Origin of the sequence: Streptomyces sp. NPDC097617, assembly GCF_044761485.1 — a bacterium.
GTDB lineage: Bacteria > Actinomycetota > Actinomycetes > Streptomycetales > Streptomycetaceae > Streptomyces.
Genome location: NZ_JBIWCL010000040.1, coordinates 23,379 through 48,270 on the forward strand (window position 1 = coordinate 23,379; position 24,892 = coordinate 48,270).

The 24,892-nt window shown below is 71.7% G+C and carries 19 protein-coding genes; 4 read left to right on the forward strand and 15 right to left on the reverse strand.

Annotated elements, in window-relative coordinates; all coding sequences use genetic code 11:
• Positions 1-59 precede the first annotated feature (59 nt).
• The 6 genes from topA to bldG all read right to left on the reverse strand — a co-directional run bounded on the left by topA (position 60) and on the right by bldG (position 9,439).
• On the reverse strand, positions 60-2,864 hold the full coding sequence (gene topA / locus ACIQZO_RS38050; RefSeq protein WP_403635656.1) for a type I DNA topoisomerase: 2,805 nt from the start codon (positions 2,862-2,864) through the stop codon (positions 60-62).
• A gap of 609 nt (positions 2,865-3,473) precedes the next feature.
• Positions 3,474-4,988: a methyltransferase gene (locus tag ACIQZO_RS38055; protein WP_403635658.1), complete on the reverse strand. Its 1,515-nt coding sequence runs from the start codon at positions 4,986-4,988 to the stop codon at positions 3,474-3,476.
• A 142-nt stretch (positions 4,989-5,130) separates the two neighbouring features.
• Complete coding sequence (locus ACIQZO_RS38060) at positions 5,131-5,691, reverse strand: small secreted protein (RefSeq protein ID WP_403635660.1); 561 nt, start codon at positions 5,689-5,691, stop codon at positions 5,131-5,133.
• A 164-nt stretch (positions 5,692-5,855) separates the two neighbouring features.
• Complete coding sequence (locus tag ACIQZO_RS38065; protein WP_403635661.1) at positions 5,856-8,258, reverse strand: sodium-translocating pyrophosphatase; 2,403 nt, start codon at positions 8,256-8,258, stop codon at positions 5,856-5,858.
• A 276-nt stretch (positions 8,259-8,534) separates the two neighbouring features.
• Positions 8,535-8,975 carry an ATP-binding protein gene (locus ACIQZO_RS38070; protein WP_403635663.1) on the reverse strand — a complete coding sequence of 147 codons (441 nt, stop codon included), beginning with the start codon at positions 8,973-8,975 and terminating at the stop codon, positions 8,535-8,537.
• 122 nt (positions 8,976-9,097) lie between these two features.
• Positions 9,098-9,439 carry an anti-sigma factor antagonist BldG gene (bldG, locus tag ACIQZO_RS38075; RefSeq protein ID WP_008743037.1) on the reverse strand — a complete coding sequence of 114 codons (342 nt, stop codon included), beginning with the start codon at positions 9,437-9,439 and terminating at the stop codon, positions 9,098-9,100.
• Between the two features lie 70 nt (positions 9,440-9,509).
• Here bldG and ACIQZO_RS38080 point away from each other — a divergent pair, with 70 nt between their 5' ends.
• Positions 9,510-12,053, forward strand: coding sequence for a DEAD/DEAH box helicase (locus tag ACIQZO_RS38080; RefSeq protein WP_403635664.1), 2,544 nt, complete (start codon positions 9,510-9,512; stop codon positions 12,051-12,053).
• Positions 12,054-12,059: 6 nt separating this feature from the next.
• Here the strand turns inward: ACIQZO_RS38080 and ACIQZO_RS38085 are convergent, their stop codons facing one another.
• Genes ACIQZO_RS38085 through ssd form a run of 7 tightly spaced genes read right to left on the reverse strand, consistent with a single transcriptional unit; the run spans position 12,060 to position 16,977 of the window.
• Positions 12,060-12,410, reverse strand: a complete 351-nt coding sequence (locus tag ACIQZO_RS38085; RefSeq protein WP_403635666.1) for an Rv3654c family TadE-like protein — start codon at positions 12,408-12,410, stop codon at positions 12,060-12,062.
• Positions 12,407-12,793, reverse strand: coding sequence for a TadE family type IV pilus minor pilin (locus tag ACIQZO_RS38090; RefSeq protein ID WP_403635668.1), 387 nt, complete (start codon positions 12,791-12,793; stop codon positions 12,407-12,409). Before ACIQZO_RS38090 ends, ACIQZO_RS38085 begins: the two co-directional genes overlap by 4 nt.
• The gene (locus tag ACIQZO_RS38095; protein WP_403635670.1) at positions 12,780-12,977 is read right to left on the reverse strand and encodes a DUF4244 domain-containing protein; all 198 of its coding nucleotides are present in this window, start codon (positions 12,975-12,977) and stop codon (positions 12,780-12,782) included. Before ACIQZO_RS38095 ends, ACIQZO_RS38090 begins: the two co-directional genes overlap by 14 nt.
• Before the next feature lie 49 nt (positions 12,978-13,026).
• On the reverse strand, positions 13,027-13,809 hold the full coding sequence (locus tag ACIQZO_RS38100; RefSeq protein ID WP_403635672.1) for a type II secretion system F family protein: 783 nt from the start codon (positions 13,807-13,809) through the stop codon (positions 13,027-13,029).
• Positions 13,809-14,693, reverse strand: a complete 885-nt coding sequence (locus ACIQZO_RS38105) for a type II secretion system F family protein (RefSeq protein ID WP_403635673.1) — start codon at positions 14,691-14,693, stop codon at positions 13,809-13,811. Before ACIQZO_RS38105 ends, ACIQZO_RS38100 begins: the two co-directional genes overlap by 1 nt.
• Entirely contained in the window at positions 14,690-15,838 is a 1,149-nt protein-coding gene (locus tag ACIQZO_RS38110; protein WP_403635675.1) for a TadA family conjugal transfer-associated ATPase, read from the reverse strand. The genes ACIQZO_RS38105 and ACIQZO_RS38110 overlap by 4 nt, the downstream gene beginning before the upstream one ends.
• Entirely contained in the window at positions 15,835-16,977 is a 1,143-nt protein-coding gene (ssd, locus tag ACIQZO_RS38115) for a septum site-determining protein Ssd (protein ID WP_403635676.1), read from the reverse strand. Before ssd ends, ACIQZO_RS38110 begins: the two co-directional genes overlap by 4 nt.
• A 539-nt stretch (positions 16,978-17,516) precedes the next feature.
• On the opposite strand from ssd, the gene ACIQZO_RS38120 reads away from it, so the two are divergent.
• The gene (locus ACIQZO_RS38120; RefSeq protein ID WP_403635677.1) at positions 17,517-18,392 is read left to right on the forward strand and encodes an HAD family hydrolase; all 876 of its coding nucleotides are present in this window, start codon (positions 17,517-17,519) and stop codon (positions 18,390-18,392) included.
• 424 nt (positions 18,393-18,816) lie between these two features.
• Here ACIQZO_RS38120 and ACIQZO_RS38125 read toward each other — a convergent pair whose 3' ends face one another.
• The gene (locus ACIQZO_RS38125) at positions 18,817-19,638 is read right to left on the reverse strand and encodes an oxidoreductase (protein WP_403635679.1); all 822 of its coding nucleotides are present in this window, start codon (positions 19,636-19,638) and stop codon (positions 18,817-18,819) included.
• Between the two features lie 109 nt (positions 19,639-19,747).
• On the opposite strand from ACIQZO_RS38125, the gene ACIQZO_RS38130 reads away from it, so the two are divergent.
• Complete coding sequence (locus tag ACIQZO_RS38130) at positions 19,748-20,770, forward strand: ATP-binding protein (protein WP_403635680.1); 1,023 nt, start codon at positions 19,748-19,750, stop codon at positions 20,768-20,770.
• On the opposite strand, the gene ACIQZO_RS38135 is transcribed toward ACIQZO_RS38130, so the two are convergent.
• The gene (locus ACIQZO_RS38135; protein WP_403635682.1) at positions 20,724-22,031 is read right to left on the reverse strand and encodes a hypothetical protein; all 1,308 of its coding nucleotides are present in this window, start codon (positions 22,029-22,031) and stop codon (positions 20,724-20,726) included. The genes ACIQZO_RS38130 and ACIQZO_RS38135 overlap by 47 nt on opposite strands.
• A gap of 235 nt (positions 22,032-22,266) precedes the next feature.
• Here ACIQZO_RS38135 and ACIQZO_RS38140 point away from each other — a divergent pair, with 235 nt between their 5' ends.
• Positions 22,267-24,744, forward strand: a complete 2,478-nt coding sequence (locus ACIQZO_RS38140; RefSeq protein ID WP_403635683.1) for a SulP family inorganic anion transporter — start codon at positions 22,267-22,269, stop codon at positions 24,742-24,744.
• Positions 24,745-24,892 lie beyond the last annotated feature (148 nt).

Consider the following 24,892-nt stretch of genomic DNA (forward strand, 5'->3'; position numbering starts at 1 on the left):
CCGCCGCCGGGGCACACGCACAAGAGCCCCGCGCCCAGGGCGCGGGGCTCTTGGAGCGACTACTCGTCCGCGGCCGGTGCGGCGGCCGTCTTCTTCGCCGTCGCCTTCTTGGCGGTCGTCTTCTTGGCCGCCGTCGTCGTCTTCTTCGCGGCGGCGGCCTTCGTCGCCGTCGCCTTCTTGGCCGGTGCCTTCTTGGCGGGGGCCTTCTTCGCCACCTTCTTGGCGGGGCCCTTGGCCCGCTTCTCCGCGAGCAGCTCGTAGCCCCGCTCCGGCGTGATCGTCTCGACGTCGTCGTCCCGCCGCAGCGTCGCGTTCGTCTCGCCGTCCGTCACGTACGGCCCGAAGCGGCCGTCCTTGACCACGACCGGCTTCTCGCTGACCGGGTCCGTGCCCAGCTCCTTCAGCGGCGGCTTGGCCGCGGCCCGGCCCCGCTGCTTGGGCTGCGCGTAGATCGCGAAGGCCTCGTCCAGCGTGATCGAGAAGAGCTGGTCCTCGGTCTCCAGCGAGCGCGAGTCCGTGCCCTTCTTCAGGTACGGGCCGTAACGGCCGTTCTGGGCCGTGATCTCCACGCCCTCCGCGTCCGCGCCGACCACGCGCGGCAGCGACATCAGCTTCAGCGCCTCGTCGAGGGTGACCGTGTCCAGGGTCATGGACTTGAAGAGCGAGGCCGTCCGCGGCTTGACCGCGTTCTTGCCCGTCTTCGGCGTGCCCTCGGGGAGGATCTCCGTCACGTACGGCCCGTAGCGGCCGTCCTTGGCGACGATCTCGTTGCCGCTGACCGGGTCCTTGCCGAGCTCGAACTCGCCGCTCGGCTTGGCGAACAGCTCCTCCGCGTAGGCGACCGTCAGCTCGTCCGGAGCCATGTCGTCCGGTACGTCGGCCCGCTGGTGGCCCTCCGTGTCCTTCTCGCCCCGCTCCACGTACGGCCCGTAGCGGCCGACGCGCAGCACGACGCCCTCGCCGACCGGGAAGGAGGAGATCTCCCGGGCGTCGATCGCGCCGAGGTCCGTGACCAGCTCCTTCAGACCGCCGAGGTGGTCCCCGTTGGCCGGCACGACCTCGGTCGCGTCCTCCGAGCCGAAGTAGAACCGCTTCAGCCACGGCACGGACTGGGCCTCGCCCCGCGCGATGCGGTCGAGGTCGTCCTCCATCTTCGCGGTGAAGTCGTAGTCGACGAGCCGCCCGAAGTGCGTCTCCAGCAGGTTGACCACGGCGAACGACAGGAAGGACGGCACGAGCGCCGTGCCCTTCTTGAAGACGTATCCGCGGTCGAGGATCGTTCCGATGATCGACGCGTACGTCGACGGGCGGCCGATCTCGCGCTCTTCGAGCTCCTTGACCAGCGAGGCCTCGGTGTAGCGGGCCGGCGGCTTGGTCGAGTGCCCGTCCGCCGTGATCTCCTCGGCGGCGAGCGCGTCGCCCTCCGCGACCTGCGGCAGCCGCTTCTCGCGGTCGTCGAGCTCGGCGTTCGGGTCGTCCGCGCCCTCGACGTACGCCTTCATGAAGCCGTGGAAGGTGATCGTCTTGCCGGAGGCGGTGAACTCGGCGTCGCGCCCGTCCGAGGCACGTCCGCCGATCTTCACGGTGACGCTGTTGCCGACCGCGTCCTTCATCTGGGAGGCGACGGTCCGCTTCCAGATCAGCTCGTACAGGCGGAACTGGTCGCCGGTCAGGCCCGTCTCGGCGGGGGTGCGGAAACGATCACCCGAAGGGCGAATCGCCTCGTGCGCCTCCTGCGCGTTCTTGACCTTGCCGGCGTAGACGCGCGGCTTCTCCGGCAGGTAGTCGGCCCCGTAGAGCTGGGTGACCTGCGCCCGCGCCGCCGACACCGCGGTCTCGGACAGCGTGGTGGAGTCCGTACGCATATAGGTGATGAAGCCGTTCTCGTACAGCTTCTGCGCCACCTGCATCGTCGCCTTCGCACCGAAGCCCAGCTTGCGCGAGGCCTCCTGCTGGAGCGTCGTCGTACGGAAGGGGGCGTACGGGGAACGGCGGTACGGCTTGGACTCGACCGAGCGGACGGCGAACGACGTGTCCGCCAGCGCGGCGGCGAGCGCCCGGGCATTGGCCTCGTCGAGGTGCAGGACCTCGCTCTTGAGCTGCCCGGTCGAGCCGAAGTCGCGGCCCTGCGCGACGCGCTTGCCGTTCACCGTGTTCAGGCGGGCGACCAGCGTCGACGGGTCGGTGGCGTCACCGACCCGGCCGGTGGAGAAGGTCCCGGTCAGGTCCCAGTACTCGGCGGAGCGGAAGGCGATGCGCTCGCGCTCCCGCTCGACGACGAGGCGGGTGGCCACCGACTGGACGCGGCCCGCCGACAGCTTCGGCATGACCTTCTTCCACAGGACCGGCGAGACCTCGTAGCCGTAGAGGCGGTCGAGGATGCGGCGGGTCTCCTGGGCGTCGACCATGCGCTGGTTCAGCTCGCGCGGGTTGGCGACGGCGTCGCGGATCGCGTCCTTGGTGATCTCGTGGAAGACCATCCGGTGGACGGGAACCTTGGGCTTGAGGACTTCCTGCAGGTGCCACGCGATGGCTTCGCCCTCGCGGTCCTCATCGGTGGCGAGGAAGAGTTCGTCGGACTCGGCCAGCAGCTCCTTGAGCTTCCTGACCTGGGCCTTCTTATCGGCATTGACGACGTAGATCGGCGCGAAGTCGTGCTCGACGTCCACACCGAGGCGGCGCACCTCGCCGGTGTACTTGTCGGGGACCTCGGCCGCGCCGCTGGGGAGGTCGCGGATGTGCCCGACGCTCGCCTCGACGACGTATCCGGGGCCGAGGTAGCCCTTGATCGTCTTCGCCTTGGCTGGGGACTCGACGATGACGAGTCGGCGGCCGCCCTTTGCGGTCTCGCTAGTCGGGGACAACTTGGCTCTTCTCTCCGGTCGGCACTCGGTCGCGGTACGGCGACGCTGCGGAGTGTGACGGTACAACCCGCCCCCGTGTCAAACGGCAGAAGCCCGCAACGGCCACTCGAACGGTAACCCGACAAGTGCCGTTTCTGCCGCCCGGATGCCGCGCCGGGGCGTTGCCGATCACCGGCCGGGGTGGCCGAGGGGCCGTCTGGCCGCGCCTTCACACCCGCGTCCGAGCCCGCTCCGACATCGGGTTTTGCCTCCGGAGACAGATTCCGCTCCGCGTCCGCCGGAGCCCCGCGATCTCGTTCTCGCAGCCGCGCGAGGCGCCCGGGTCCGAGGGCCTGCGGCGCCGCGTCGGCAAGCCGGAGCGGCGGTACGACCACGACGGGGCGCGCGCCTTCCGCCACCGACGCACGGTGGCACAGGGCGCGCCCTGTCCAGGCCTGCAGAGCCGCCCCGAACAGCGGGAACACGGCCGCGCGAAGATCGCCGGACCGTGCTCCGCGCCCCTCCCCCTGTACCCCCGGGCCGCCCTCGGGATCCCCCCGGATCCCTCTGCCCGGCAGACTGGCAGCCCCGGGGATACGGCGGGCGAACCCCGGGTTACATCCAGGGGCGCTACTGCGCGGGACCCGCCACGGGGTCCAGGAAACCCTGCTCGACCAGCAGCCGGATGGCCTCCGGAGTGCGGTCCCGCAGCACGATCGGGTCCTCCTGCATCAGCTGCGCGATCGCGTCCAGGATCCGGCCCGCGCTCAGTGAGCCGTCACACACTCCGGCGAACCCGGCACCGACCGTGTCGACCTTGGTCGCGCGGCGCATTCCGCGGTTCTGCCGAAGCACGACGTGTTCCGGATCCTCCGCTCCGGGCGCGCCGACCTGCTCCTGGACCACTTCCTCGGCCAGGGCGAAATGGGCCTCCAGCAAGGCCGCGTCGTCGTGCCGGCGCAGGTAGTCCTGCCGCGCGAAATGGGCCAGCACGGCCTCGCCGAGCGGCTGCTCGACCGTGTGCGGCCACTCCTCGACCACGATCGAGGGCTCGGCCGCGTCCGTCCGGCGCAAGGTGATCCACCCGAAGCCGACGGACTTGGTCCCGCGGGCCTCGAACTCGTCCAGCCAGTCCTCGTACCGGCGCGCGTACTCGGCCGGGTCCGTCCGGTGGTCGCCCGCGTCGCGCAGCCACAGCTCCGCGTACTGCGTCACGTCCTGCACATCACGCTGCACGATCCAGGCGTCACAGCCGCGCGGCACCCAGGAGCGCAGCCGGTCGTGCCAGTCCTCGCCCTCCACGTGCTGCCAGTTCCCGAGGAACTGCGCGTACCCGCCGGGATTGAGCCGTGCGCCGGCCTCCTGGACCAGGGTCCGGCACAGGTCGTCGCCGCCCATGCCGCCGTCCCGGTACGTCAGCCGGGCGCCAGGAGAGATCACGAACGGCGGGTTCGACACGATCAGGTCGTACGTGGCCCCGCCGACCGGCTCGAAGAGCGACCCGGTGAGCAGCTCGGCTTCCGGGGCCCCCGACAGGGCCAGCGTCAGACGGGTGAATTCCAGCGCCCTGGGGTTGACGTCGGTGGCGGTCACCCGGGTGGCGTGCCGGGAGGCGTGCAGCGCCTGGATTCCGGATCCGGTGCCGACGTCGAGGGCGGAGCCGACCGGGGTGCGCACGGTGATCCCGGCCAGCGTGGTGGAGGCGCCGCCCACACCGAGGACCACGCCCTCCTCGCGGCTGCCGATCCCGCCGGCCCCGCCGACGGAACAGCCGAGGTCGGAGACGATGAACCAGTCCTCGCCGTCCGGGCCGCCGTAAGGGCGTACGTCGACCGTGGCGTGCACCTCGTCGCCCTCCAGCCGCAGCCAGCCGTCGGCCAGGGCCGCCTCGACGGGCAGCGCCGCGGCGGCGTGCACGTACGGTTCCGGCTGCTGGAGCAGGAACAACCGGACCAGGCTCGCGAGCGCCCCGTCGCCGGGGCCGCGGGTGGCGCGCAGGGCCGGGACGGTCTCGCTGCGGGCCAGCGCGGCGTAGGCGGGGGCGCCGAGCAGGTCGAGCAGCCCGTCGGCGGTGAAACCGGCGTAGAGGAAGGCTGCGCGGAGCTCGGCGGCGCGGTCGGGCGTGGGAAGGCTGGTGGTACTCACGCGTCCATTGTGTCCGCTGGGACCCGTCCTGCCGATCGCACCGGGCCCTCAGACGCGAAAGGGCGGCCGCGGCTCCCTTGCGGGACCCCGGCCGCCCTGATCGACGTACCGCGCCGAACGCGGCCCCCGAGGGCCGTCCGCGCTACTGCGGCGACGCCGTCGCGACCTGGCAGCCCTTCTGGCTGTTGATCGCCTTGTCCAGGCCGCCCGCATTGAGCTGGGCGAGCGCGTCCTGGCCGCCCTTCGTCGCCTCCTGGAGGCCGCCCGCGACCTCCTTGAGGCCGTCGGCGAACTTCGGCTGGTCCTTGGGGTCGAGGGCGTCCATCTTCGCCTTCAGGTCGGCGTAGCCCTTGGAGGTCGCCTCGAAGCCCTTGGCGGCCGCCGCCTGGGTCGCGGCGCCGTCCTTGACGGGCGGGACACCGGCCGATTGCAGGGCGGCCCCCATCGTCTTGTAGGACTCGGACATGGTCGCGAAGGCCGCCGAATCGGTCTTCTGGACGTCCTCGGGCTTACTGCTCTCCGAGGCCACCCGCTTGATGTCGGCGTTGGCGGTCTCGATCTTCTTGAGTTCGGGCTGCCACTGGTCACAGACCTTCTTGGCCCAGGCGCTGGCCTTCTCGTCGGTCTCGTCCCCGCCGCAGCCGGACAGGACGAGCATCAGCACCGCACCGCCCGACATTGCGGCCGCAAGCTTCTTGTTCACCGGATTGGTCCCTTCGAAGGCTCTCGGCCCGGAAGATACACGCCTCCCGTACGGGGACGCACAAAGGCGGACAGACGGCGCGTGAGTCCGCGCCGCCCGTCCGCCGTTCGGGCGTACCGGCCGGCCCTGCCCGGCCCTGCCCGTCCCGCTGGCCGAACCTCGGGTCAGGAGACCGTCGCGGGGTCGGCCGACTGGGCCACCCGCTCGGCGGCTCCGCCCTCGGTCTCGTCGCCGACGGCGATGCCGCGGCGCTTGGAGATGTACACGGCGCCGATGATGACGCCGATCGAGAGGACCGCGACGACCGCCCGCACGGTCGGGCTGCTGTCCGCGCCGTAGCTGAACTGCACGACGGCGGGAGCGATCAGCAGTGCCACCAGGTTCATGACCTTGAGCAGCGGGTTGATCGCCGGACCGGCGGTGTCCTTGAACGGGTCGCCGACCGTGTCTCCGATGACGACCGCGGCATGGGCCTCACTGCCCTTGCCGCCGTGATGGCCGTCCTCGACGAGCTTCTTCGCGTTGTCCCAGGCGCCACCGGAGTTGGCGAGGAAGACCGCCATCAGGGTGCCCGTGCCGATGGCTCCGGCGAGGAAGGAGCCGAGGGCGCCCACACCGAGGGAGAAGCCCACGGCGATGGGGGTGAGCACGGCGAGCAGGCCGGGTGTGGCGAGCTCGCGCAGCGCGTCCTTGGTGCAGATGTCGACGACGCGCCCGTACTCGGGCTTCTCGGTGTAGTCCATGATCCCGGGGTGCTCGCGGAACTGGCGGCGCACCTCGTAGACGACGGCGCCCGCGGAGCGGGAGACGGCGTTGATGGCGAGGCCGGAGAACAGGAACACGACGGCCGCGCCCAGGATCAGCCCGACAAGGTTGTTGGGCTGCGCGATGTCCAGGCTGAGGTTCATCTCCCCGGCCTTGGCGCCGACTTCCCTGACCGCGGTGGCGATCGCGTCGTTGTACGAGCCGAAGAGCGCCGCCGCAGCGAGCACGGCCGTGGCGATGGCGATGCCCTTGGTGATGGCCTTGGTGGTGTTGCCCACGGCGTCCAGGTCGGTCAGGACCTGCGCACCGGCGCCCTCGACGTCGCCGGACATCTCGGCGATGCCCTGGGCGTTGTCGGAGACGGGGCCGAAGGTGTCCATGGCGACGATGACGCCGACGGTGGTGAGCAGGCCGGTGCCGGCCAGGGCCACCGCGAAGAGCGCGAGCAGGATCGACGTACCGCCGAGCAGGAACGCGCCGTAGACGCCGAGGCCGATGAGCAGCGCCGTGTAGACGGCGGACTCCAGGCCGACGGAGATGCCGGCGAGGATGACGGTGGCCGCGCCGGTCAGGGAGGACTTGCCGATGTCCCGGACGGGGCGCCGGTTGGTCTCCGTGAAGTAGCCGGTCAGCTGCTGGATCAGGGCCGCGAGCACGATGCCGATGGCGACGGCGACGACGGCCAGGATGCGCGGGTCCCCGGAGTGGTTGGTGATCGCCGGGTTCTCGACGCCGACCAGCTCCGCGTAGGTGGCGGGCAGGTAGGCGTAGACGGCGATCGCGACCAGCACCAGCGAGATCACGGCCGAGATGAAGAAGCCGCGGTTGATGGCGGTCATGCCACTGCGGTCGGAGCGGCGCGGGGAGACCGCGAAGATGCCGATCATCGCGGTGATGACGCCGATCGCGGGCACGATCAGCGGGAAGGCCAGGCCCAGGTCGCCGAAGGCGGCCTTGCCGAGGATGAGCGCGGCCACGAGGGTGACGGCGTAGGACTCGAAGAGGTCGGCCGCCATTCCGGCGCAGTCTCCGACGTTGTCGCCCACGTTGTCGGCGATGGTCGCGGCATTGCGCGGGTCGTCCTCCGGAATGCCCTGCTCGACCTTGCCGACCAGGTCGGCGCCGACGTCGGCGGCCTTGGTGAAGATTCCGCCGCCCACGCGCATGAACATCGCGATCAGGGCGGCGCCGAGGCCGAAGCCCTCCAGGACCTTGGGGGCGTCGGCGGCGTAGACCAGGACGACGCAGGACGCGCCGAACAGGCCGAGTCCGACGGTGAACATGCCGACGACGCCACCCGTGCGGAAGGCGATCTTCATCGCCTTGTGGGAGACCTCGGTCAGGTCCTTGGCGGGCTCCCCCTCGGCCGGGGTGGCCTCGCGTGCGGCGGCGGCGACGCGGACGTTGGCGCGGACCGCCAGGCGCATGCCGATGTAGCCGGTGGCGGCCGAGAAGAGGGCGCCCACGAGGAAGAAGGCGGACCGCCCGCTGCGCTGCGCCCAGTCGTCGGCGGGGAGCAGGAAGAGCAGGAAGAAGACCACGACGGCGAAGACGCCGAGGGTGCGCAACTGCCGGCCGAGGTAGGCGTTGGCGCCTTCCTGGACGGCCGCTGCGATCTCCTTCATGCTGTCGGTTCCCTCGTCGGCGGCGAGGACCTGGCGGACCAGGATCTGCGCGACGACGAGAGCGGCGAGTGCCACGGCCGCAATGACGATCACGATGAGCCGATTGTCATCGGTGAGTACTGCGGATGCCAGATCTGTGGTGCGACCCGGCGCGATAGGGGTGAAGAGCCCCGTCATTCGTCCTCCTTGACGTGATGAGCTCAAGATGTGGACGGATTGTAGGGAGCGCGACCCGATCAAAACAGTGCGCAGGAAACGTAATTGGCGTGCTCCTGCTCCTCAGCAATAGATCGCGTCACTCCATTACCCTCGAAAGTGGTAATGGGGCAAAGGCATTGACGCCTGATCATTGATCAAGGGAAATGGAAAAGGCCCTGCTCAGCAGGGCCTTGGATAAGATCCGAAGATATGAAGGATTACGCGCGCGGTGGATCACGCGAACCGCGATGGATCTCAGGGAAGCTCGGAGACGCCGGAGACGGGCCAGCTCATCCGGATGGTTCCGCCCGATTCCCCACTGCTCACCTCGACGTCGTCGACGAGCCCGCTGATCACCGCGAGCCCCATCTCGTCCTCGGCCTCGCCGTCGGACTCCAGGACGGCGGTGATGCCGGACACCGAGTCGGAGGAGCCGCCGGACGGGCCGGGGACCTCGTCGCCGACCTCGATGGAGAACACCTTCTCGTCCTCGGTCAGCACGACCCGGACCGGCGCAGTCAGCCCGTTGAGCCGATGGAGTCCGACGGCACGCGAACAGGCCTCACCCACGGCGAGGCGGACCTCGTCGAGGACGGCTTCCTCCACACCGACCCTTCGCGCCACGGCGGCCGCGACCAGGCGGGCCGTCCGGACGTGTTCGGGCTGGGCGCTGAAGCGCAGTTCAACGGTGGCCATGCGCGTCCCCCTCGGACTACGGGCGTGCCTTGACAGGGGCCCGGGCCAACCATGGCCCGGTACCCCCGCTCTCCTTGTCGGCTCCCTGCCGCCCGGAGGCCGCGGGGAGCCGCTCGGAGCCGTCAGTCAGTGGCGTTGACGGCGTCTTCCACAGTGGTGTGGATCGGAAACACCTTGGTCAGACCGGTGATGCGGAAGATCTTCAGGATGCGCTCCTGGTTGCACACCAGACGGAGCGAGCCCTCGTGCGCACGCACGCGCTTGAGGCCTCCCACCAGCACACCAAGGCCGGTGGAGTCGAGGAAGTCCACTCGCTCCATGTCGACAACCAGGTGGTAGCTGCCGTCGTTCACCAACTCGACCAACTGCTCGCGCAGCTTGGGCGCGGTATACACATCAATCTCGCCACCGACCTCCACGACCGTACGGTCGCCGACAGTGCGAGTCGACAGGGACAGGTCCACGGATCCTCCAGCACCTTGCTATCGAGCGACGCCCCCTCACCCGAAGGTAGGCGAGGGATTGGCTGCCGCGATGGCATTCAATCACTTACCGGCAGGCGCGCACGACGCCTTCGGACCATTGTCCCGCACGCCGGTGACACACTCGGTTCCGATGGCCAACACTCACGGTCCCGGACAGCCCAGGGCACATGCGGACCCTCGACCCACCCCCGACACGGTCCTGGACCGCCTGTCACGGGGGCCTTCTCGTGCTGCGCGCATCACCCATACGGAGCACTTGCCCCCTCGGGCGGGTCGTCATGCAGTCTGGCCCGACCGCATCCGAACAGACGTCGTAGCCGCGATCCGATCGGCCGGAATCGACCATCCGTGGGAACACCAGGCCGCGGCGGCCGAGCTCGCCCTCGACGGAACGTCCGTGGTCGTGGCCACCGGCACCGCCTCGGGCAAGTCCCTGGCCTATCTCGCGCCCGTGCTCTCCGCCCTCGCGGACGGCGCCGAGGCCCCGAACGGCCGGGGCGCGACCGCCCTGTACCTGGCCCCCACCAAGGCCCTGGCGGCCGACCAGCGGCGCGCCGTACGGGAACTGGCCGCCCCGCTGGGCAACGCCGTGCGCCCGGCGGCCTACGACGGGGACACGCCGGTCGAGGAACGCGAGTGGGTGCGCCAGTACGCGAACTACGTCCTGACCAACCCCGACATGCTGCACCGCGGGATCCTGCCGGCCCACCCGCGCTGGTCCTCCTTCCTGCGGGCCCTGCGCTACGTCGTCATCGACGAGTGCCACACCTACCGCGGGGTCTTCGGCTCCCACGTGGCCCAGGTCCTGCGCCGGCTGCGGCGGCTGTGCGCCCGCTACGGCGCCGACCCCGTCTTCCTGCTGGCCTCCGCCACCGCGAGCGACCCGGCGGCGGCCGCGTCCCGGCTGACCGGCGTACGCGTGATCGAGATCACCGACGACGCCTCGCCGCGGGGCGAGGTGGTCTTCGCCCTGTGGGAGCCGCCGCTCCTCACCGAGCTGCGGGGCGAGAAGGGCGCTCCCGTCCGCCGTACGGCCACCGCGGAGACCGCCGACCTGCTGACCGACCTGGTCGTCCAGGGGGTCCGTACGGTCGCCTTCGTGCGCTCCCGGCGCGGCGCCGAGCTGATCTCCGTCATCACCCAGGAACGGCTCGCGTCGGTCGACCGGTCGCTGCCCCGGCGGGTCGCCGCCTACCGGGGCGGATACCTCCCCGAGGAGCGCCGGGCCCTGGAGCGCGCCCTGCACTCCGGCGAGCTCCTCGGGCTTGCCGCCACGACGGCCCTGGAGCTGGGCGTGGACGTCTCGGGGCTGGACGCCGTCCTGATCACCGGCTACCCCGGCACCAGGGCCTCCCTGTGGCAGCAGGCCGGCCGCGCCGGGCGCTCGGGCCAGGGCGCCCTGGCCGTGCTGATCGCCCGGGACGACCCGCTGGACACCTACCTGGTGCACCACCCCGAGGCGCTGTTCCGCCAGCCGGTGGAAGCCACCGTCCTGGATCCCGACAACCCGTACGTCCTCGCCCCCCACCTGTGCGCGGCGGCGGCGGAGCTACCGCTGACCGACGCGGACCTGGAACTCTTCGGCCCGGCGACCAAGGAGCTCCTCCCCCAGCTCGAAGCGGCGAAGCTGCTGCGCCGGCGGGCGACCGCCTGGCACTGGACCCGCCGGGAACGGGCCTCGGACCTCACCGACATCCGGGGCGGCGGCGGCCGCCCGGTACAGATCGTCGAGGCCTCGACCGGCCGGCTGCTGGGCACGGTCGACGAGTCGGCGGCCCACACCGCCGTCCACGAGGGGGCCGTCCACCTCCACCAGGGCCGCACGTACCTCGTGAAGCACCTGGACCTGGAGGACTCCGCGGCCCTCGTGGAGCAGGCGGACCCGCCCTTCTCCACCACGGCCCGTGACATCACCTCCATTTCCATCCTGGAGACCGAGACCGAGATCCCGTGGGGCTCGGCCCGGCTCTGCTTCGGCTCCGTCGAGGTCACCAACCAGGTCGTCTCCTATCTCCGCCGCAAGCTCATCACCGGCGAGGTGCTGGGCGAGTCCAAGCTCGACCTGCCGCCCCGCACCCTGCGCACCCGGGCCGTGTGGTGGACCGTGACCGAGGAGCAGCTCGACGAGGCCCGGATCAACCCGGAGATCCTCGGCGGCGCCCTGCACGCCGCCGAACACGCCTCCATCGGCATGCTTCCGCTCTTCGCCACCTGCGACCGCTGGGACATCGGCGGCGTCTCCGTGCCCCTGCATCCCGACACCCTCCTCCCCACGGTCTTCGTCTACGACGGCCACCCCGGCGGCGCCGGCTTCGCGGAGCGCGCCTTCCGTACGGCCCGGGACTGGCTTACGGCGACGCGCGACGCGATCGCCGCCTGCGAGTGCGAGGCCGGCTGCCCGTCCTGTATCCAGTCCCCCAAGTGCGGCAACGGCAACGAGCCGCTCCACAAGCGCGGCGCCATCCGCCTCCTCACCCGCCTCCTGTCCCAATCCCCGCCCGACGCGGCCACCGAGGCCCCTGAGGGCCTTGAGGGCCTTGAGGGCCTTGAGGGCCTTGAGGGCCTTGAGGGTCCCGGGGCCCCTGAGGCCTGACCGGGCTCAGGGATCCCGGCCGGGAGGCGGCCCGGGCGGCCCCGCACGGGCCCGGATCGCGGGGGTGAAGGGGCCTGCGGCGACCCGAGCGGTGACCTCGGCGACCTCGCCCCGGAGCAGGCACCCGCCGAGCTCCGCACCCTGCGCCCGGGCCACCCGGAGAGCCGCCCCGCACGCCCGCTCCGGCCCGTGGGCCCAGGTGGCCGCCGCCGCGAGCGCCGCCAGGTCCGCGGCCGCCGCCGCCCGGTGGCGGGCCACCACGGCCTGACCGAGCAGCAGCACACCGCCGAACACCGCCCCCAGCACCGTCGCCACCAGCGCCGCCCAGACCGTGGCCGAGCCCCGGTCCCGGCTCACGGCGGCGGCCCCACGCTGTCCTCCGCCAGGGCCACCGCCTGCGCTCCGAGCCGTACCGGCAGCCCGCCCGGCCCCGGCGCCGGCGCAGCCACCCGGACCCGCCAGAGGTCGCCCTCCCGCTCCAGCTCCACCCGTGCCCCCGGCGGGGCGGCCGCCCGGGCCGCCGCCTCCGCCACCTCCGCCGGTTCGGACCTGGCCGCCGCCCGGGCACCGGCCCTGGCCGCGTCCACACACCGGATCTGCGCGGCCGCCGCCATCAGCGCCCACACCAGCAGGGCCGCGAACAGCACCAGCGCCGGGATCACCAGGGCGGCCTCCGCCGTCACATATCCCCGGTCCGACTTTCCCCGGACGCCCCGTGACCCACCCTCAGAACGGCACATCGAGCGCCTTTCCGATGGTCGACTGAAGGGCCGTGGCGACGACTTCACTCGTCACCACCTTGTAGAGGACGGCCGCGAATGCGCAGGCTGCGATCGTGCCCATGGCGTATTCCGAGGTGGACATCCCCGCGTCGCCCCCGCGACCCCTCAGCACCTTCCGCACACGAAACCAGATGATCCTCATGACAACCTCCTGTGGATTTTCGCTGTTGATGTCTGTGGTCAATGCGACTTCAGGTGTTCGAGAGAAGTCCCGAGGCCATACCGATCACCACCGGCGCGACCCCGATCGCGAGAAAAGCGGGGAGAAAACACAGCCCCACCGGCGCCGTGACGAGGACCGCCGCGCGCTGCGCCCGCGCTCCGGCACTGCGGGCCCGGTCCTCCCGCAGCCCGGACGCGAGCCGGGAGACCGGTTCTGCCGCAGGCGCACCCGTCCGGGCGGCCCGTTCCAGGCATTCCGCGAGGGGCCGGGCGCCGGGTATCTCCGCCAACCTCCCCCACCCGGCGCCCGGTTCACCGCCGAGCCGTAGCTCCGCCCCGGCCCTCGCCAGCCGCTCGCCCATCGGGCCGCCGAGCGATTCCCCCACCACCTCGGCGGCCTCCACCGGGCCCGCTCCGGCCGCCAGGCAGGCGGCCAAAAGGTCTGCGGCGAACGGGAGCTGACGCTCCGCCTCCTTCAGGTCCACCGCGGCAGGCGGCCTGGCCCTGAACCGCCACCGCCACGCGCCGAGCGCAGCGAGCGCACCGACCGCCACGCCCGCCGCCCCGCCTACGAGCACCCAGCCCGCCAGCAGCGCACCGGCCGGCCCGGCCCACGCCGCCACCGCGCCGCGCACCGCAGGACCGAAGCCGAACAGCGGCCCCCGCACTCCCGGTTCCACCCCCAGCAGGGCCACGGTCCTGCGCCGGGCCGCCCGCGACCGGACCCACCTGGTCACCGCCCGCCCCATCCACAGCACCACCACCGCCAGGCAGATGGCGATCCCCAGCCTGTGGACCGCGTACCCACCCATCACCGTTCCCCCGTCCGGACGATCCGCCGGCACCACAGCAGCCCCAGCGCCTCCAGCACGCCGCCCGCCACCAGGCACCCCCACCCCATCGGCGTGTGCAGGAGCACCCGCAGCGGATCCGCGCCCAGCCCCGTGCCGATCAGCAGTCCCACCAGTGGCAGCAGAGCCAGCACCACCACGGTCGAGCGCGCCCCCGCCAGCTGGGCCCGCAGCGACTCCTGCCGGTCCCGCTCGGCCCGCAGGGCCCCCTCCAGCCGCTCCAGCCCGACGGCCAGTCCCGCGCCGCCGTCCACCGACACCCGCCAGCAGGCCGCCATCCCGGCCAGCCCCTCCGCGCCGGACTCCCGCGCCGCCTGGCGCAGTGCGCCGGGCACGTCCCCGCCGAAGGCCGCGGCGGCCAGCACACCCGTCTCCACCGCGCCCGGTGCGCCGGGCCCGACGGCCGTACGCCGCATCGCCGCCGTCAGGGCCTGGCCCGGCTGGGCTCCCGCCCGCAGCTCACCCACGACGGCCCCGCACAGGGCCACCACCTCGGCGGCCCGCGCGGCCCGGGCGCGCTCCCGCGTCCGTACCCGCAGCCACCGCCGCACCAGCGGCAGCGCGGCCGCCCCGGCGAGCAGCGGAATCACCGACCCGCCGAGCACGGCGACCACCAACCCGGCCCCGAGGCAGGCCCACTCCCGCCACCGCGCCGCCCGCACTTGTACGGCGATCAGCAGCCGCTCCCGGCGCGGCGGCCCGCCCTGCACCACCGGCGCACCCGCGGCGAGCACCACCCGGGCCCGCCGCAACACCCGGTCGCCTCCGGCCAGGCCCCAGACGGCCGCGCCGGCGCACAGCATCCCGGCGAACAGCGGCACCGACAGCCCCGCCCCCGCGTTCATCGGGCACCTCGCAGCAGCGGGCGAAGCCGTTCCCAGCCTCGCTCCCGTGCGAAGCCCCGCGCGGACCAGCGCAGCGCCGGTACGGTGACCACCAGCCCGGCGGCGTCCCGCTCCAGCACGTGCAGCTCGGCCAGCCGGCGCCGCCCCTCCCGGTCACGGACCAGGTGGAGCACCAGGGTCAAGGCCGCGGCCAACTGGCTGTGCAGAGCGGCCCGGTCGAGCCCCGCGGCCGTCCCGAGGGCCTCCAGCCGCGCCGGGACATGGGCCGCGGCATTGGCGTGGACCGTCCCACAGCCACCCTCGTGCCCGGTGTTCAGGGCGGCGAGCAGGTCCGCCACCTCGGCGCCCCGCACCTCGCCCACCACCAACCGGTCGGGCCGCATCCGCAGCGCCTGACGGACCAGGTCCGCCAGGGTGACCAGACCCGCCCCCTCCTGATTGGCCGGACGGGTCTCCAGCCGCACCACATGCGGATGGTCGGGGCGCAGCTCGGCCGAGTCCTCGGCCAGGACGATCCGCTCGCCGGGTCCGACCAGTCCCAACAAGGCACTGAGAAGGGTCGTCTTGCCCGTGCCCGTCCCGCCGGAGATGAGGAACGACAACCGGGCCTCGACCATGTCCCGCAGCAACCGGTGGCCGCCCGGTGGCAGGGTTCCCGCGGCGACGAGCTCCTCCAGCGTGAAGGCCCTCGGACGCACCACGCGCAGCGAGAGGCAGGCCGACCCGACGGAGACCGGCGGCAGCACGGCGTGCAGCCTGGTCCCGTCGGGCATCCGGGCGTCCACCCAGGGCCGTGCGTCGTCGAGGCGCCGCCCGGCCACGGCAGCCAGCCGCTGGGCGAGCCTGCGCACGGCCTCGGCGTCCACGAAGGTCACCCCGGTCAGTTCCAGCCCGCCGCCCCGGTCCACCCACACCCGGTCGGGGGCCGCCACCAGCACGTCGGTGACCCCGGGATCGGCGAGCAACGCCTCCAGCGGGCCCGCGCCGACCAGCTCGGACCGTAACTCGGCGGCCACCCCCAGCACTTCGGCGTCCCCGAGCAGCCTGCCCTGCGCCCGCAGAGCAGCCGCCACCCGCGCCGGGGTCGGTTCCGCCCCGCTCTCGGCGAGGCGCCGGCGCACCGCGTCCAGGAGTACGGCGCTCATGCCGGCACCCCCTGGGTGGAGCCGAGGGCCCGCTGCCAGAAGCCGTCGCAGAAGCGGGCCAGTGCGCTGCGCCCCTGCGACCCCGGCGCTTCCCCCTCGGCCACCCGCCCCGGAAGTCCCACCTCGACCGGCACCTCCCCGGCCAGCGGCGCGCCCAACAGCCCGGCCACCGTCTCCGGATCGAGTCCGCCCGGGCAGCGACCCCGTACGACGACACGCACGTCCCGGGCCACCATTCGCACCCCGGCCGCGACCCGGCCCGCGGCGGCCACCGACCGCAATTCGCCCGGGACCACCATCAACACCAGGTCGAGCTGGGCCAGCACCTCGGCCACGGCTTCGTCGACCCGCCGCGGGAGGTCGACCACCACCACCCCTCCCCGGCGGCGCGCGGCGGCGACCACGGACCGGATCGCGGCGGGCGGCACCACCACCCGGTCCCCGCGGTCCCAGCTGAGCACCCGCAGGGCGTGCAGCTCGGGCAGGGACTCCTCCAGCGCTCCGGCGCCGACCCGGCCGCGCGAGGCCGCGAAGTCGGGCCAGCGCAGCCCTTCGGCGCTCTCGCCGCCGAGCAGGACGTCCATGCCCCCTCCCAGAGGGTCTCCGTCGATGAGGATGGTCCGCTCCCCGGCGCGGGCGGCCCGCACGGCGAGCGCGCAGGCGAGGGTGGAGGCTCCGGCGCCGCCGCTGCCACCGATCACCCCCACGGCGAGGGCGGGCCGGCCGGCTCCCTCCACGACATCGGCGATGCGGTCGACGAGCAGGCTCTCGGCGTCCGGGAGCCGCAGCACCTCCTCGGCGCCGATCTCCACCGCCCGCTGCCACACCCGGGGATCGTCCAGCTCCCGGCCGACGAGGAACACCCCGGCCCTGCGCGGCGCTCCGCGCACCCGCCGGGCGGCGTCATCGCCGACCAGCACGAGCGGCGCGGTGTCCCACCCCGCGCTCCCCGCGGCTCCGTCCGCCGCCGCCCCGTCCACGCCGTCCGCCCCGGTCTGTTCGGGAAGCGCGTGGTGCACATGCGGTTCGGCTCCGGCCGCGGCGCACAGCCTCAGCAGATCGTCGAGCAGCAGCGGGTCCTCGGTGATGATCAGCGGCCGCCCGCCACCGGGTGCCGATCCGGGCGCGGATCCGGCCACAGAACCGGGGTTGATGCCCGCCCCGACCGTCGTTCCCCTTCCGCCGACCACGGACTCCGGCGTTTCACACGACTTCGATCGAGCCACGATCTCCGCCCCCTTCTCACTGCAAATGCTTCCGCCACGGACTTCGCGGCTGGAATCACGGTGCAGGGATCAGGAAAAACAAGTGGATCTTGCTCGATAACTGTGGACAACCCATCGATTGTGAATAACCCGGTCACCCTCACAGGTGAGTTCCGGAGCGCCGCGGAACCACTACGCAGCGTCACAAGTCTGACGTGGTGGGGGCCTTCGCCGCGTCGGCCCCACACAAAAAGAAGGGCCGGGAGATGGTCACTTGGGGCCGAAGGCAGGGACGCGAACCGCGTCCGGACATGCGACGACCCCCGCCGGGGGGGAGAGCGGGGGTCGTCCCCACGGTCCGACTCGGGGGGGGAGGAGCCAGACCGGGTTAGCACGGTCGCGAACGATCCGTGACTTCCATGGTGTACCCGAGAGCCTTCTCAGGCAAACCCACGCGCCACACCTTACGCCGAATGGTGGGCGCATATGCTCGGGGCGTGGAAAATCAGCCCTTGCCGCACTCCTCGCCTCGCACCGCAGCCTTCTTCGACCTGGACAAGACGGTCATTGCGAAGTCGAGCACCTTGACGTTCAGCAAGTCCTTCTACCAAGGCGGCCTGATCAACCGGCGAGCCGTGTTGCGCACCGCGTACACGCAGTTCATCTTCCTGGCCGGCGGCGCCGACCACGATCAGATGGAACGGATGCGGGAGTACCTGTCCGCCCTGTGCAAGGGGTGGAACGTGCAGCAGGTGCGGGAGATCGTCGCGGAGACCCTGCACGACCTCATCGACCCGATCATCTACGACGAGGCCGCCTCCCTGATCGAGGCCCACCACACCGCGGGCCGCGACGTGGTGATCGTGTCCACCTCCGGCGCAGAGGTCGTCGAGCCCATCGGCGAGATGCTCGGCGCGGACCGGGTCGTCGCCACCCGCATGGTCGTGGGTGAGGACGGTTGCTTCACCGGTGAGATCGAGTACTACGCCTACGGACCCACCAAGGCGGAAGCCGTACGCGAACTCGCCGAGTCCGAGGGGTACGACCTCACCCGGTGCTACGCCTACAGCGACTCGGCGACCGACATCCCCATGCTCGAAGCGGTCGGACACCCGCACGCCGTCAACCCCGACCGGGCACTGCGCCGCGAAGCCGTGGCGCGCGAGTGGCCGGTCCTCGTCTTCAGCCGGCCCGTGCGGCTCAAGCAGCGCCTCCCCGGGCTGTCCATGCCGACCCGGCCCGCCCTGGTTGCCGCTGCGGCCGTGGGCGCGGCAGCCGCCACGGCGGGGCTGGTCTGGTACGCGAGCCGGCGCCGCGCCCATGCGCTGGCCGCCACACGCTCGGTCTGATTGTCCTGACCTGCACGGATAAAGGCCGTCCGATTCGCCCTCGGTCGTCCCGAAAAGTAAAAACTGGAGCCAGGGGTTTCGCATGGCTCCGAAGCGGAGTACAAATAAAGCAACGGCCCGCGAGACCAAAGAACATCCGAGAGGATCATCTTTAAAACGCAGTAAGGCCCACGGACCGAAGCATGAGCGCCGAGCACCCACGCGACGTCGACCCGTCGATTACGGGCCAGCTGCACCAGGTAACGGGCAAAGACCCCGGCCTGATGGGCATATATCGAGGACGCTTGGTAACTGGGCGTAAGTGCCAGCGGCGACACCAAAGCAAGACGGTGTCGCCGCAACCCATGTCCGGGGCCCGAAACCCCTGGCAGCGGCCCTGACAGACCACCCGGGCCGACCAGACCACCCGGGCCGACCAGGCCGCTCAGGCCGCGCCGCGCTGCCGGGCCTCGCAGACCGCCGTCGACTCGCGGGCACCCAGTCCGATCGCCCGGCCGCAGTGTGCGATCCAGGCGGCCATCCCCTCCGCGGTCCCGGAGACGTAGCCCTCGAAGGCGGCGAGATAGGCCTCGCGGCCCTGCTCGGCGTGGCCGACCTCCGCCGGGCAGATCGCCTTCGGGTCCAGACCGCTGTTGATCAACACGATCCGCTCGGCGGCCCGCGCGACCAGTCCGTTGTACGAGGCGAACGGGCGCAGGGCCAGCAGCTCGCCGTGCACCACCGCCGCCGTGATCAGGGCCGGGGCCGAGCCGCCCGCGATGATCAGCCGGGAGAGCCCGTCCAGCCGGCCCGCGACCTCCTCGGCACTCGGCAGCGGCAGCTCCACCAGGGGCTCCACCACCGGCTCGCCCGCCAGCCGGGGGCGGCCCACCACATCGCCCTCCGCCGTCGACCCGCACGCCACCAGGTGCAGCCGCGCCAGGACCCGCAGCGGCGACTGGCGCCAGATGCTGAGCAGTTGTCCGGCCTCCGCCGTGAGCCGCAGCGCCGCACCCACCGCGAGCGCCTCCGGCTCCGATCCGAAGTCGGTCCGGCGGCGCACCTCCTCCAGTGCCCAGTCCGCGCCGGAGAGCGCCGCGCTCCCGCGGGCGCCGCGCAGGGCGGCCTCCGAGGTGATCTCGCCGCTGCGACGGCGCATCACGCGGTGCCCGTAGACCCGGTCCACGGCCTTGCGTACGGAATCCACGGACTCGGCGACACCCGGGAGACCGGCCAAAGGGGCCAACGGGTCAGAAGCGCTACTCATAAGTAGGGAGCCTACGCACTGCTCACCCATAGCACCGACCCCTCCTTGGGGTGGTCTTCTTCACTCACCTTGACAACACCCTGCTACCAACCCACTACGCTTGGTGAACATGAAGATCGCTTTCGTGGGAAAGGGCGGCAGCGGCAAGACGACCTTGTCCTCCCTCTTCATCCGCCACCTCGCAGCCAATGAAGCCCCTGTCGTCGCGGTGGACGCCGACATCAACCAGCACCTGGGCGCCGCGCTCGGACTCACCGAGGACGAGGCCGCCGAGCTGCCCGCCCTGGGCGCGCAGCTTCCCCTGATCAAGGAGTACCTGCGGGGTTCCAATCCGCGCATCGCGTCGGCCGAGACGATGATCAAGACGACCCCACCCGGCCGCGGCTCGCGGCTGCTGCGGGTCACCGAGGACAACCCGGTCTACGAGGCCTGCGCGCGCACCCTCGTGCTCGACGGGGAGCCGGTACGCCTGATGGCCACCGGCCCGTTCACCGAGGCCGACCTGGGTGTGGCCTGCTACCACTCCAAGGTCGGAGCGGTCGAGCTCTGCCTCAACCACCTGGTCGACGGCCCGGACGAGTACGTGGTGGTCGATATGACGGCCGGCTCGGACTCTTTCGCCTCGGGCATGTTCACCCGCTTCGACGTGACCTTCCTGGTCGCCGAACCGACCCGCAAGGGCGTCTCCGTCTACCGCCAGTACAAGGAGTACGCGCGGGACTTCGGGGTCACGCTCAAGGTCATCGGCAACAAGGTGCAGGGGCCCGAGGACATCGAATTCCTCCAGGACGAGCTGGGCGAGGACCTGCTGGTCACCGTGGGGCACTCCGACTGGGTGCGGGCGATGGAGAAGGGGCGCCCGGCCCCCTTCGAGCTGCTGGAGGCGTCCAACCGGTTCGCCCTCCAGGAGCTCCAGGACGCGGCCGACGACTCGTACGCGCACCGCGACTGGGCCCGCTACACCGAGCAGATGGTGAGCTTCCACCTCAAGAACGCGGAGAGCTGGGGCAACACCAAGACCGGGGTCGACCTGGCGGACCAGGTCGACCCCGATTTCGTCCTGCGCGAAGGGGCCGAGGCGCTCGTCAGCCCTCGTCCGCACTCTCCTGTGCCGGCTCCGCAGCCGGCTTGACGCCTGTGGGGGCGGCCGGCGCCGCCGGCGGCCCCGCGGTCAGGAACTTCGACCAGCCGTCCTTCGGCGTCTCACCGACGTCGAGGGTGCGCATCCACTCCAGGGCCTTCGGGTCCTGCGCGTCCAGCCAGTCCACCAGTTCGCGGAACGGGACGCAGCGGACCTCCTTCTGGGTGCACATGGTCTTGATGGAGTCCTCGACGGCGCGCATGTAGGTGCCGCCGTTCCAGGACTCGAAGTGATTGCCGATGATCAGCGGCGCGCGGTTGCCCTCGTACACGCGGTCGAAGGCCTGGTTCAGGCCGTCGCGCATCTGCTCGCCCCAGTACGCGTGCTGCGAGGGGTCGCCCTGGGAGGTCGTCCCGGACTGGTTGACCATGTAGTTGTAGTCCATGCTCAGCGTGTCGAAGGCACGCCCCGGCATGGGCACCAGCTGGAGCGGGATGTCCCAGAGACCGTCCGCCTTCTTGGGCCAGATCTGCTTGCTGATGCCGCTGGAGTCGTAGCGGAAGCCCATGTCCTTCGCCGCCAGCATGAAGTTCTTCTGGCCTTCGAGGCAGGGGGTGCGGGCTCCGATGAGTTCCTTGTCGTAGTCGAAGGGCAGCGCCTGCATGTCCTTCAGGCTGGAGTTGGTCTTCCAGTTCTTGACGAAGGACTTCGCCTGGTTGATCTCGCTCTTCCACTCGTCCACGGACCAGGTGCCGACACCGCCGTCGGGGCCGCAGAAATGCCCGTTGAAGTGGGTGCCGATCTCATTGCCCTCCAGCCAGGCCGCACGGACCTGGGTGGCGGTGTCCTTGATGCCCTGGAGGTCGCCGAAGCCGATGTCGGAGCGGCCGGGCGAGTGCTGCGGCGCCGTGTAGAGCGAGCTCTTCTCCTCCGGGAGCATGTAGACGCCGCTGAGGAAGTACGTCATGCGGGCGTTGTACTTCTTGCCGACCTCGCGAAAGTGCGAGAAGAGCTTCTGGCTGTCCTCGCCGGCCCCGTCCCACGAGAACACCACGAACTGCGGCGGCTTCTCGCCGGGCTTCAGCTTCTGCGGCTTCTGCACGTTCGGTTGCATGCCGGTGTACGCGGTCGAGCCGTCCCCGATGGGGCGGTTCACGCTGCCGGGCGCCTCCGGGGCGGCGGGCCCCTTCAGCGCGTTCGGGGCCCCGGGAGCCGGGGACTTGGCGGTTTCCGAGGCGCTGCACCCGGCGACGCCCAGGACCAGCGCCGTGGCGACCAGGCCGCCGGCGATCTTCTTCGTGGCGGCGATCATCCGCCCCACCTCTCCCTCGCAGTTCCATCGCAGGACTTCCGCGCCGCAACGTCCCATGCGGTCCGCTTTAAGGAAGGTATGACAAGCCGGACAAAATGCTTAATCACTCTTGAGTGCTAATTTGTCGGCCATTTGCCCGTATTATTCACCGATTGCCTTTACTCTCCATTACCATCCATTTACCGAGTGTTGAGACTCCCGCCGCTTCACCCCTCCCCCGAGGAGACGGGAACCCATGACAGTCACCTCCCCCACCCGTACGACCAAGGAGATCCACAAGGACCTCCCGGCGGACCTCTCCGCCTCCATCGCCGTCTTCCTGATCGCCCTGCCGCTCTCGCTCGGCATCGCCCTGGCCACCGGCGCCCCGCTCCAGGCCGGGCTGGTGGCCGCGGCGGTCGGCGGGATCGTCGCCGGGCGGCTCGGTGGCGCTCCGCTCCAAGTGAGCGGGCCGGCCGCCGGACTCACCGTGGTCACCGCGGAGTTGATCCAGCACTACGGCTGGCGCACCACCTGCGCCATCACGGTGCTCGCCGGCCTGTGCCAGCTCGGCCTCGCCGCACTGCGCACCGCGCGGTCGGCGCTCATGGTCAGCCCGGCCATCGTGCACGGCATGCTCGCGGGCATCGGCGTGACCATCGCGCTGGCTCAGCTGCACATCGTGCTCGGCGGCACACCCCAGAGCAACGCCGTGGCCAACGTCCTTGGGCTGCCCGGCCAGTTGGCCGACCTGCACCCCGTCGCACTCGGCATCAGCGTGCTGACCCTGATCGTCCTGCTCGGCTGGCCCCGGCTCCCCGGGCGGGTGGGCCGCGGCCTGCGCAAGGTGCCCGCGGCGCTCGCCGCCGTGGCCACGGCCACCACCGTCGCCACGCTGGCCGGGCTCAGCCTGCCCCGGGTGGACCTACCGTCCTGGCGCAGCCATGCCCTGCCGGAACTGCCCGAGGGCCCGGTACTCGGCCTCATCGCCGCCGTCCTGACCATCACCCTCGTCGGCAGCGTGGAGTCGCTGCTCTCCGCCGTCGCGACCGACAAGCTGATCGCCTCCGAGCGGCGTACGGGCTACCGCCCGCCGCGCGCCGACCTCAACCGGGAGCTGCGGGGCCAGGGCGCGGCGAACATCGTCTCCGGAGCGCTGGGCGGACTGCCCGTCACCGGCGTGGCCGTCCGCAGCGTGGCGAACGTCAAGTCCGGTGCGGTCAGCCGGAAATCAGCCATGCTGCACGGCTTCTGGGTGCTGCTCGCGGCAGGGCTGCTGGTCCCGGTCCTCGACCTGATCCCGCTCGCCGCACTGGCCGCCCTGGTGATGGCGGTCGGCGTACAGATGGTCAGCATCACGCACCTGCGCAGCGTCACCCGGCACCGGGAGATCCTGGTCTACGGCACGACCATCGTGGCCGTGGTCCTCGGCGGGGTCCTGGAGGGTGTGGCCATCGGTATCGCGGTGGCCGTCGCACTGGCCCTGCACCGCCTCGCCCGCACCCGGATCACCGTGGAGCAGCAGAACGACGGGGTCCACCGGGTTCGGGCGCGCGGGCAGTTGACCTTCCTCGCCGTACCCCGGCTGAGCCGGGTGCTGAACCAGATTCCGCACGAAGGGCACGCGGTGATCGAGCTGGACGGCTCGTTCATGGACCACGCGGCCTACGAGACGCTGCACGACTGGCAGGACTCCCACCTGGCGCACGGGGGTTCGCTGGAAGTGACCGGCCGGGCCGGATCCTCGGCGCGGCTGCCCGGCACCACTTCCGCCGACGGGTCCGACGTGTTCGACGTGTTCGACGGAGCCGGCAAGGCCGACGGGGCCGACGCGGGCGGTCCGGCCGTCGGGAACCACCATGCCGACCGGTCCCGCCGCGCGCCGCAGCGCGGGGTGCACCAGTGCTGCCGGCCCTGGACGCCATGGCAGAACCACTGCGACCACCGCCCCTCGGGCGCCCGTACGGTCACGGCCTCGGCCGCGGCCAAGGCGGCCGCGGTGGCCACCGAGGCGGAGGCCGAGGCCGCCGCGGAGCAGGCCGCCTCTCCCGCGCCCCGGCGGCGCGGCGCGGGCCAACTGGCGAGCGGGATCAGCGCCTTCCAGCGCGACACCGCACCGCACGTGCGGGACGAGCTGGCCCGGCTGGCCCGCGAGGGGCAGCGCCCCTCGCAGCTCTTCCTCACCTGCGCGGACTCCCGCCTGGTGACCAGCATGATCACGGCCAGCGGTCCCGGCGACCTGTTCACGGTCCGCAATGTCGGCAATCTCGTGCCGCTGCCCGGCGCGGAGTCCACTGACGACTCCGTCGCCGCGGCCATCGAGTACGCCGTGGACGTACTGAAGGTGGACAGCATCACCGTGTGCGGGCACTCGGGCTGCGGGGCCATGCAGGCCCTGCTCAGTTCCGCGCCCGGCGCCCCGATGACCCCGCTGCGCCGCTGGCTGAAGCACGGGCTGCCGAGTCTGGAGCGGATGGCCAGCCGCCACCGTGCCTGGGCCCGGATCTCGGGCCGGCTCCCGGCGGACGCCGTGGAGCAGCTGTGCCTGACCAATGTGGTCCAGCAGCTGGAGCACCTGCGGGCCCACGAATCGGTGGCCCGACGACTCGCCGAGGGCACCCTGGAGCTGCACGGGATGTACTTCCACGTGGGCGAGGCGCAGGCGTATCTGCTGTCCGAGGGCGAGGACTTCTTCGACTGCCGGGTCTTCGACAGCGTCGGCCAGCACGCCTGAACCGATACCCTCCCGTATTCGTGCAATCGTTTGGCCCCTTCCCGCGCCCGCTGGGCGGGTTCTAACGATCCCCGCAACACCCTGGATTCAGGGAGTTGCGGGGATCGTGGATTTTGAGGTGTTGAAGGCGAGGTTCTTCGAGGCGTTG

Excerpts from the sequence above, each read along its gene's own strand:
- ACIQZO_RS38065 (WP_403635661.1), bottom strand. The coding sequence starts at position 8,258 with ATGACGGGGCTCTTCACCCCTATCGCGCCGGGTCGCACCACAGATCTG.
- ACIQZO_RS38070 (WP_403635663.1), bottom strand. The coding sequence starts at position 8,975 with ATGGCCACCGTTGAACTGCGCTTCAGCGCCCAGCCCGAACACGTCCGG.
- ACIQZO_RS38080 (WP_403635664.1), top strand. The coding sequence starts at position 9,510 with ATGGCATTCAATCACTTACCGGCAGGCGCGCACGACGCCTTCGGACCA.
- ACIQZO_RS38090 (WP_403635668.1), bottom strand. The coding sequence starts at position 12,793 with ATGTGCCGTTCTGAGGGTGGGTCACGGGGCGTCCGGGGAAAGTCGGAC.
- ACIQZO_RS38095 (WP_403635670.1), bottom strand. The coding sequence starts at position 12,977 with ATGAGGATCATCTGGTTTCGTGTGCGGAAGGTGCTGAGGGGTCGCGGG.
- ACIQZO_RS38100 (WP_403635672.1), bottom strand. The coding sequence starts at position 13,809 with ATGGGTGGGTACGCGGTCCACAGGCTGGGGATCGCCATCTGCCTGGCG.
- ACIQZO_RS38105 (WP_403635673.1), bottom strand. The coding sequence starts at position 14,693 with ATGAACGCGGGGGCGGGGCTGTCGGTGCCGCTGTTCGCCGGGATGCTG.
- ACIQZO_RS38110 (WP_403635675.1), bottom strand. The coding sequence starts at position 15,838 with ATGAGCGCCGTACTCCTGGACGCGGTGCGCCGGCGCCTCGCCGAGAGC.
- ACIQZO_RS38120 (WP_403635677.1), top strand. The coding sequence starts at position 17,517 with ATGGTGGGCGCATATGCTCGGGGCGTGGAAAATCAGCCCTTGCCGCAC.
- ACIQZO_RS38125 (WP_403635679.1), bottom strand. The coding sequence starts at position 19,638 with ATGAGTAGCGCTTCTGACCCGTTGGCCCCTTTGGCCGGTCTCCCGGGT.
- ACIQZO_RS38130 (WP_403635680.1), top strand. The coding sequence starts at position 19,748 with ATGAAGATCGCTTTCGTGGGAAAGGGCGGCAGCGGCAAGACGACCTTG.
- ACIQZO_RS38135 (WP_403635682.1), bottom strand. The coding sequence starts at position 22,031 with ATGATCGCCGCCACGAAGAAGATCGCCGGCGGCCTGGTCGCCACGGCG.
- ACIQZO_RS38140 (WP_403635683.1), top strand. The coding sequence starts at position 22,267 with ATGACAGTCACCTCCCCCACCCGTACGACCAAGGAGATCCACAAGGAC.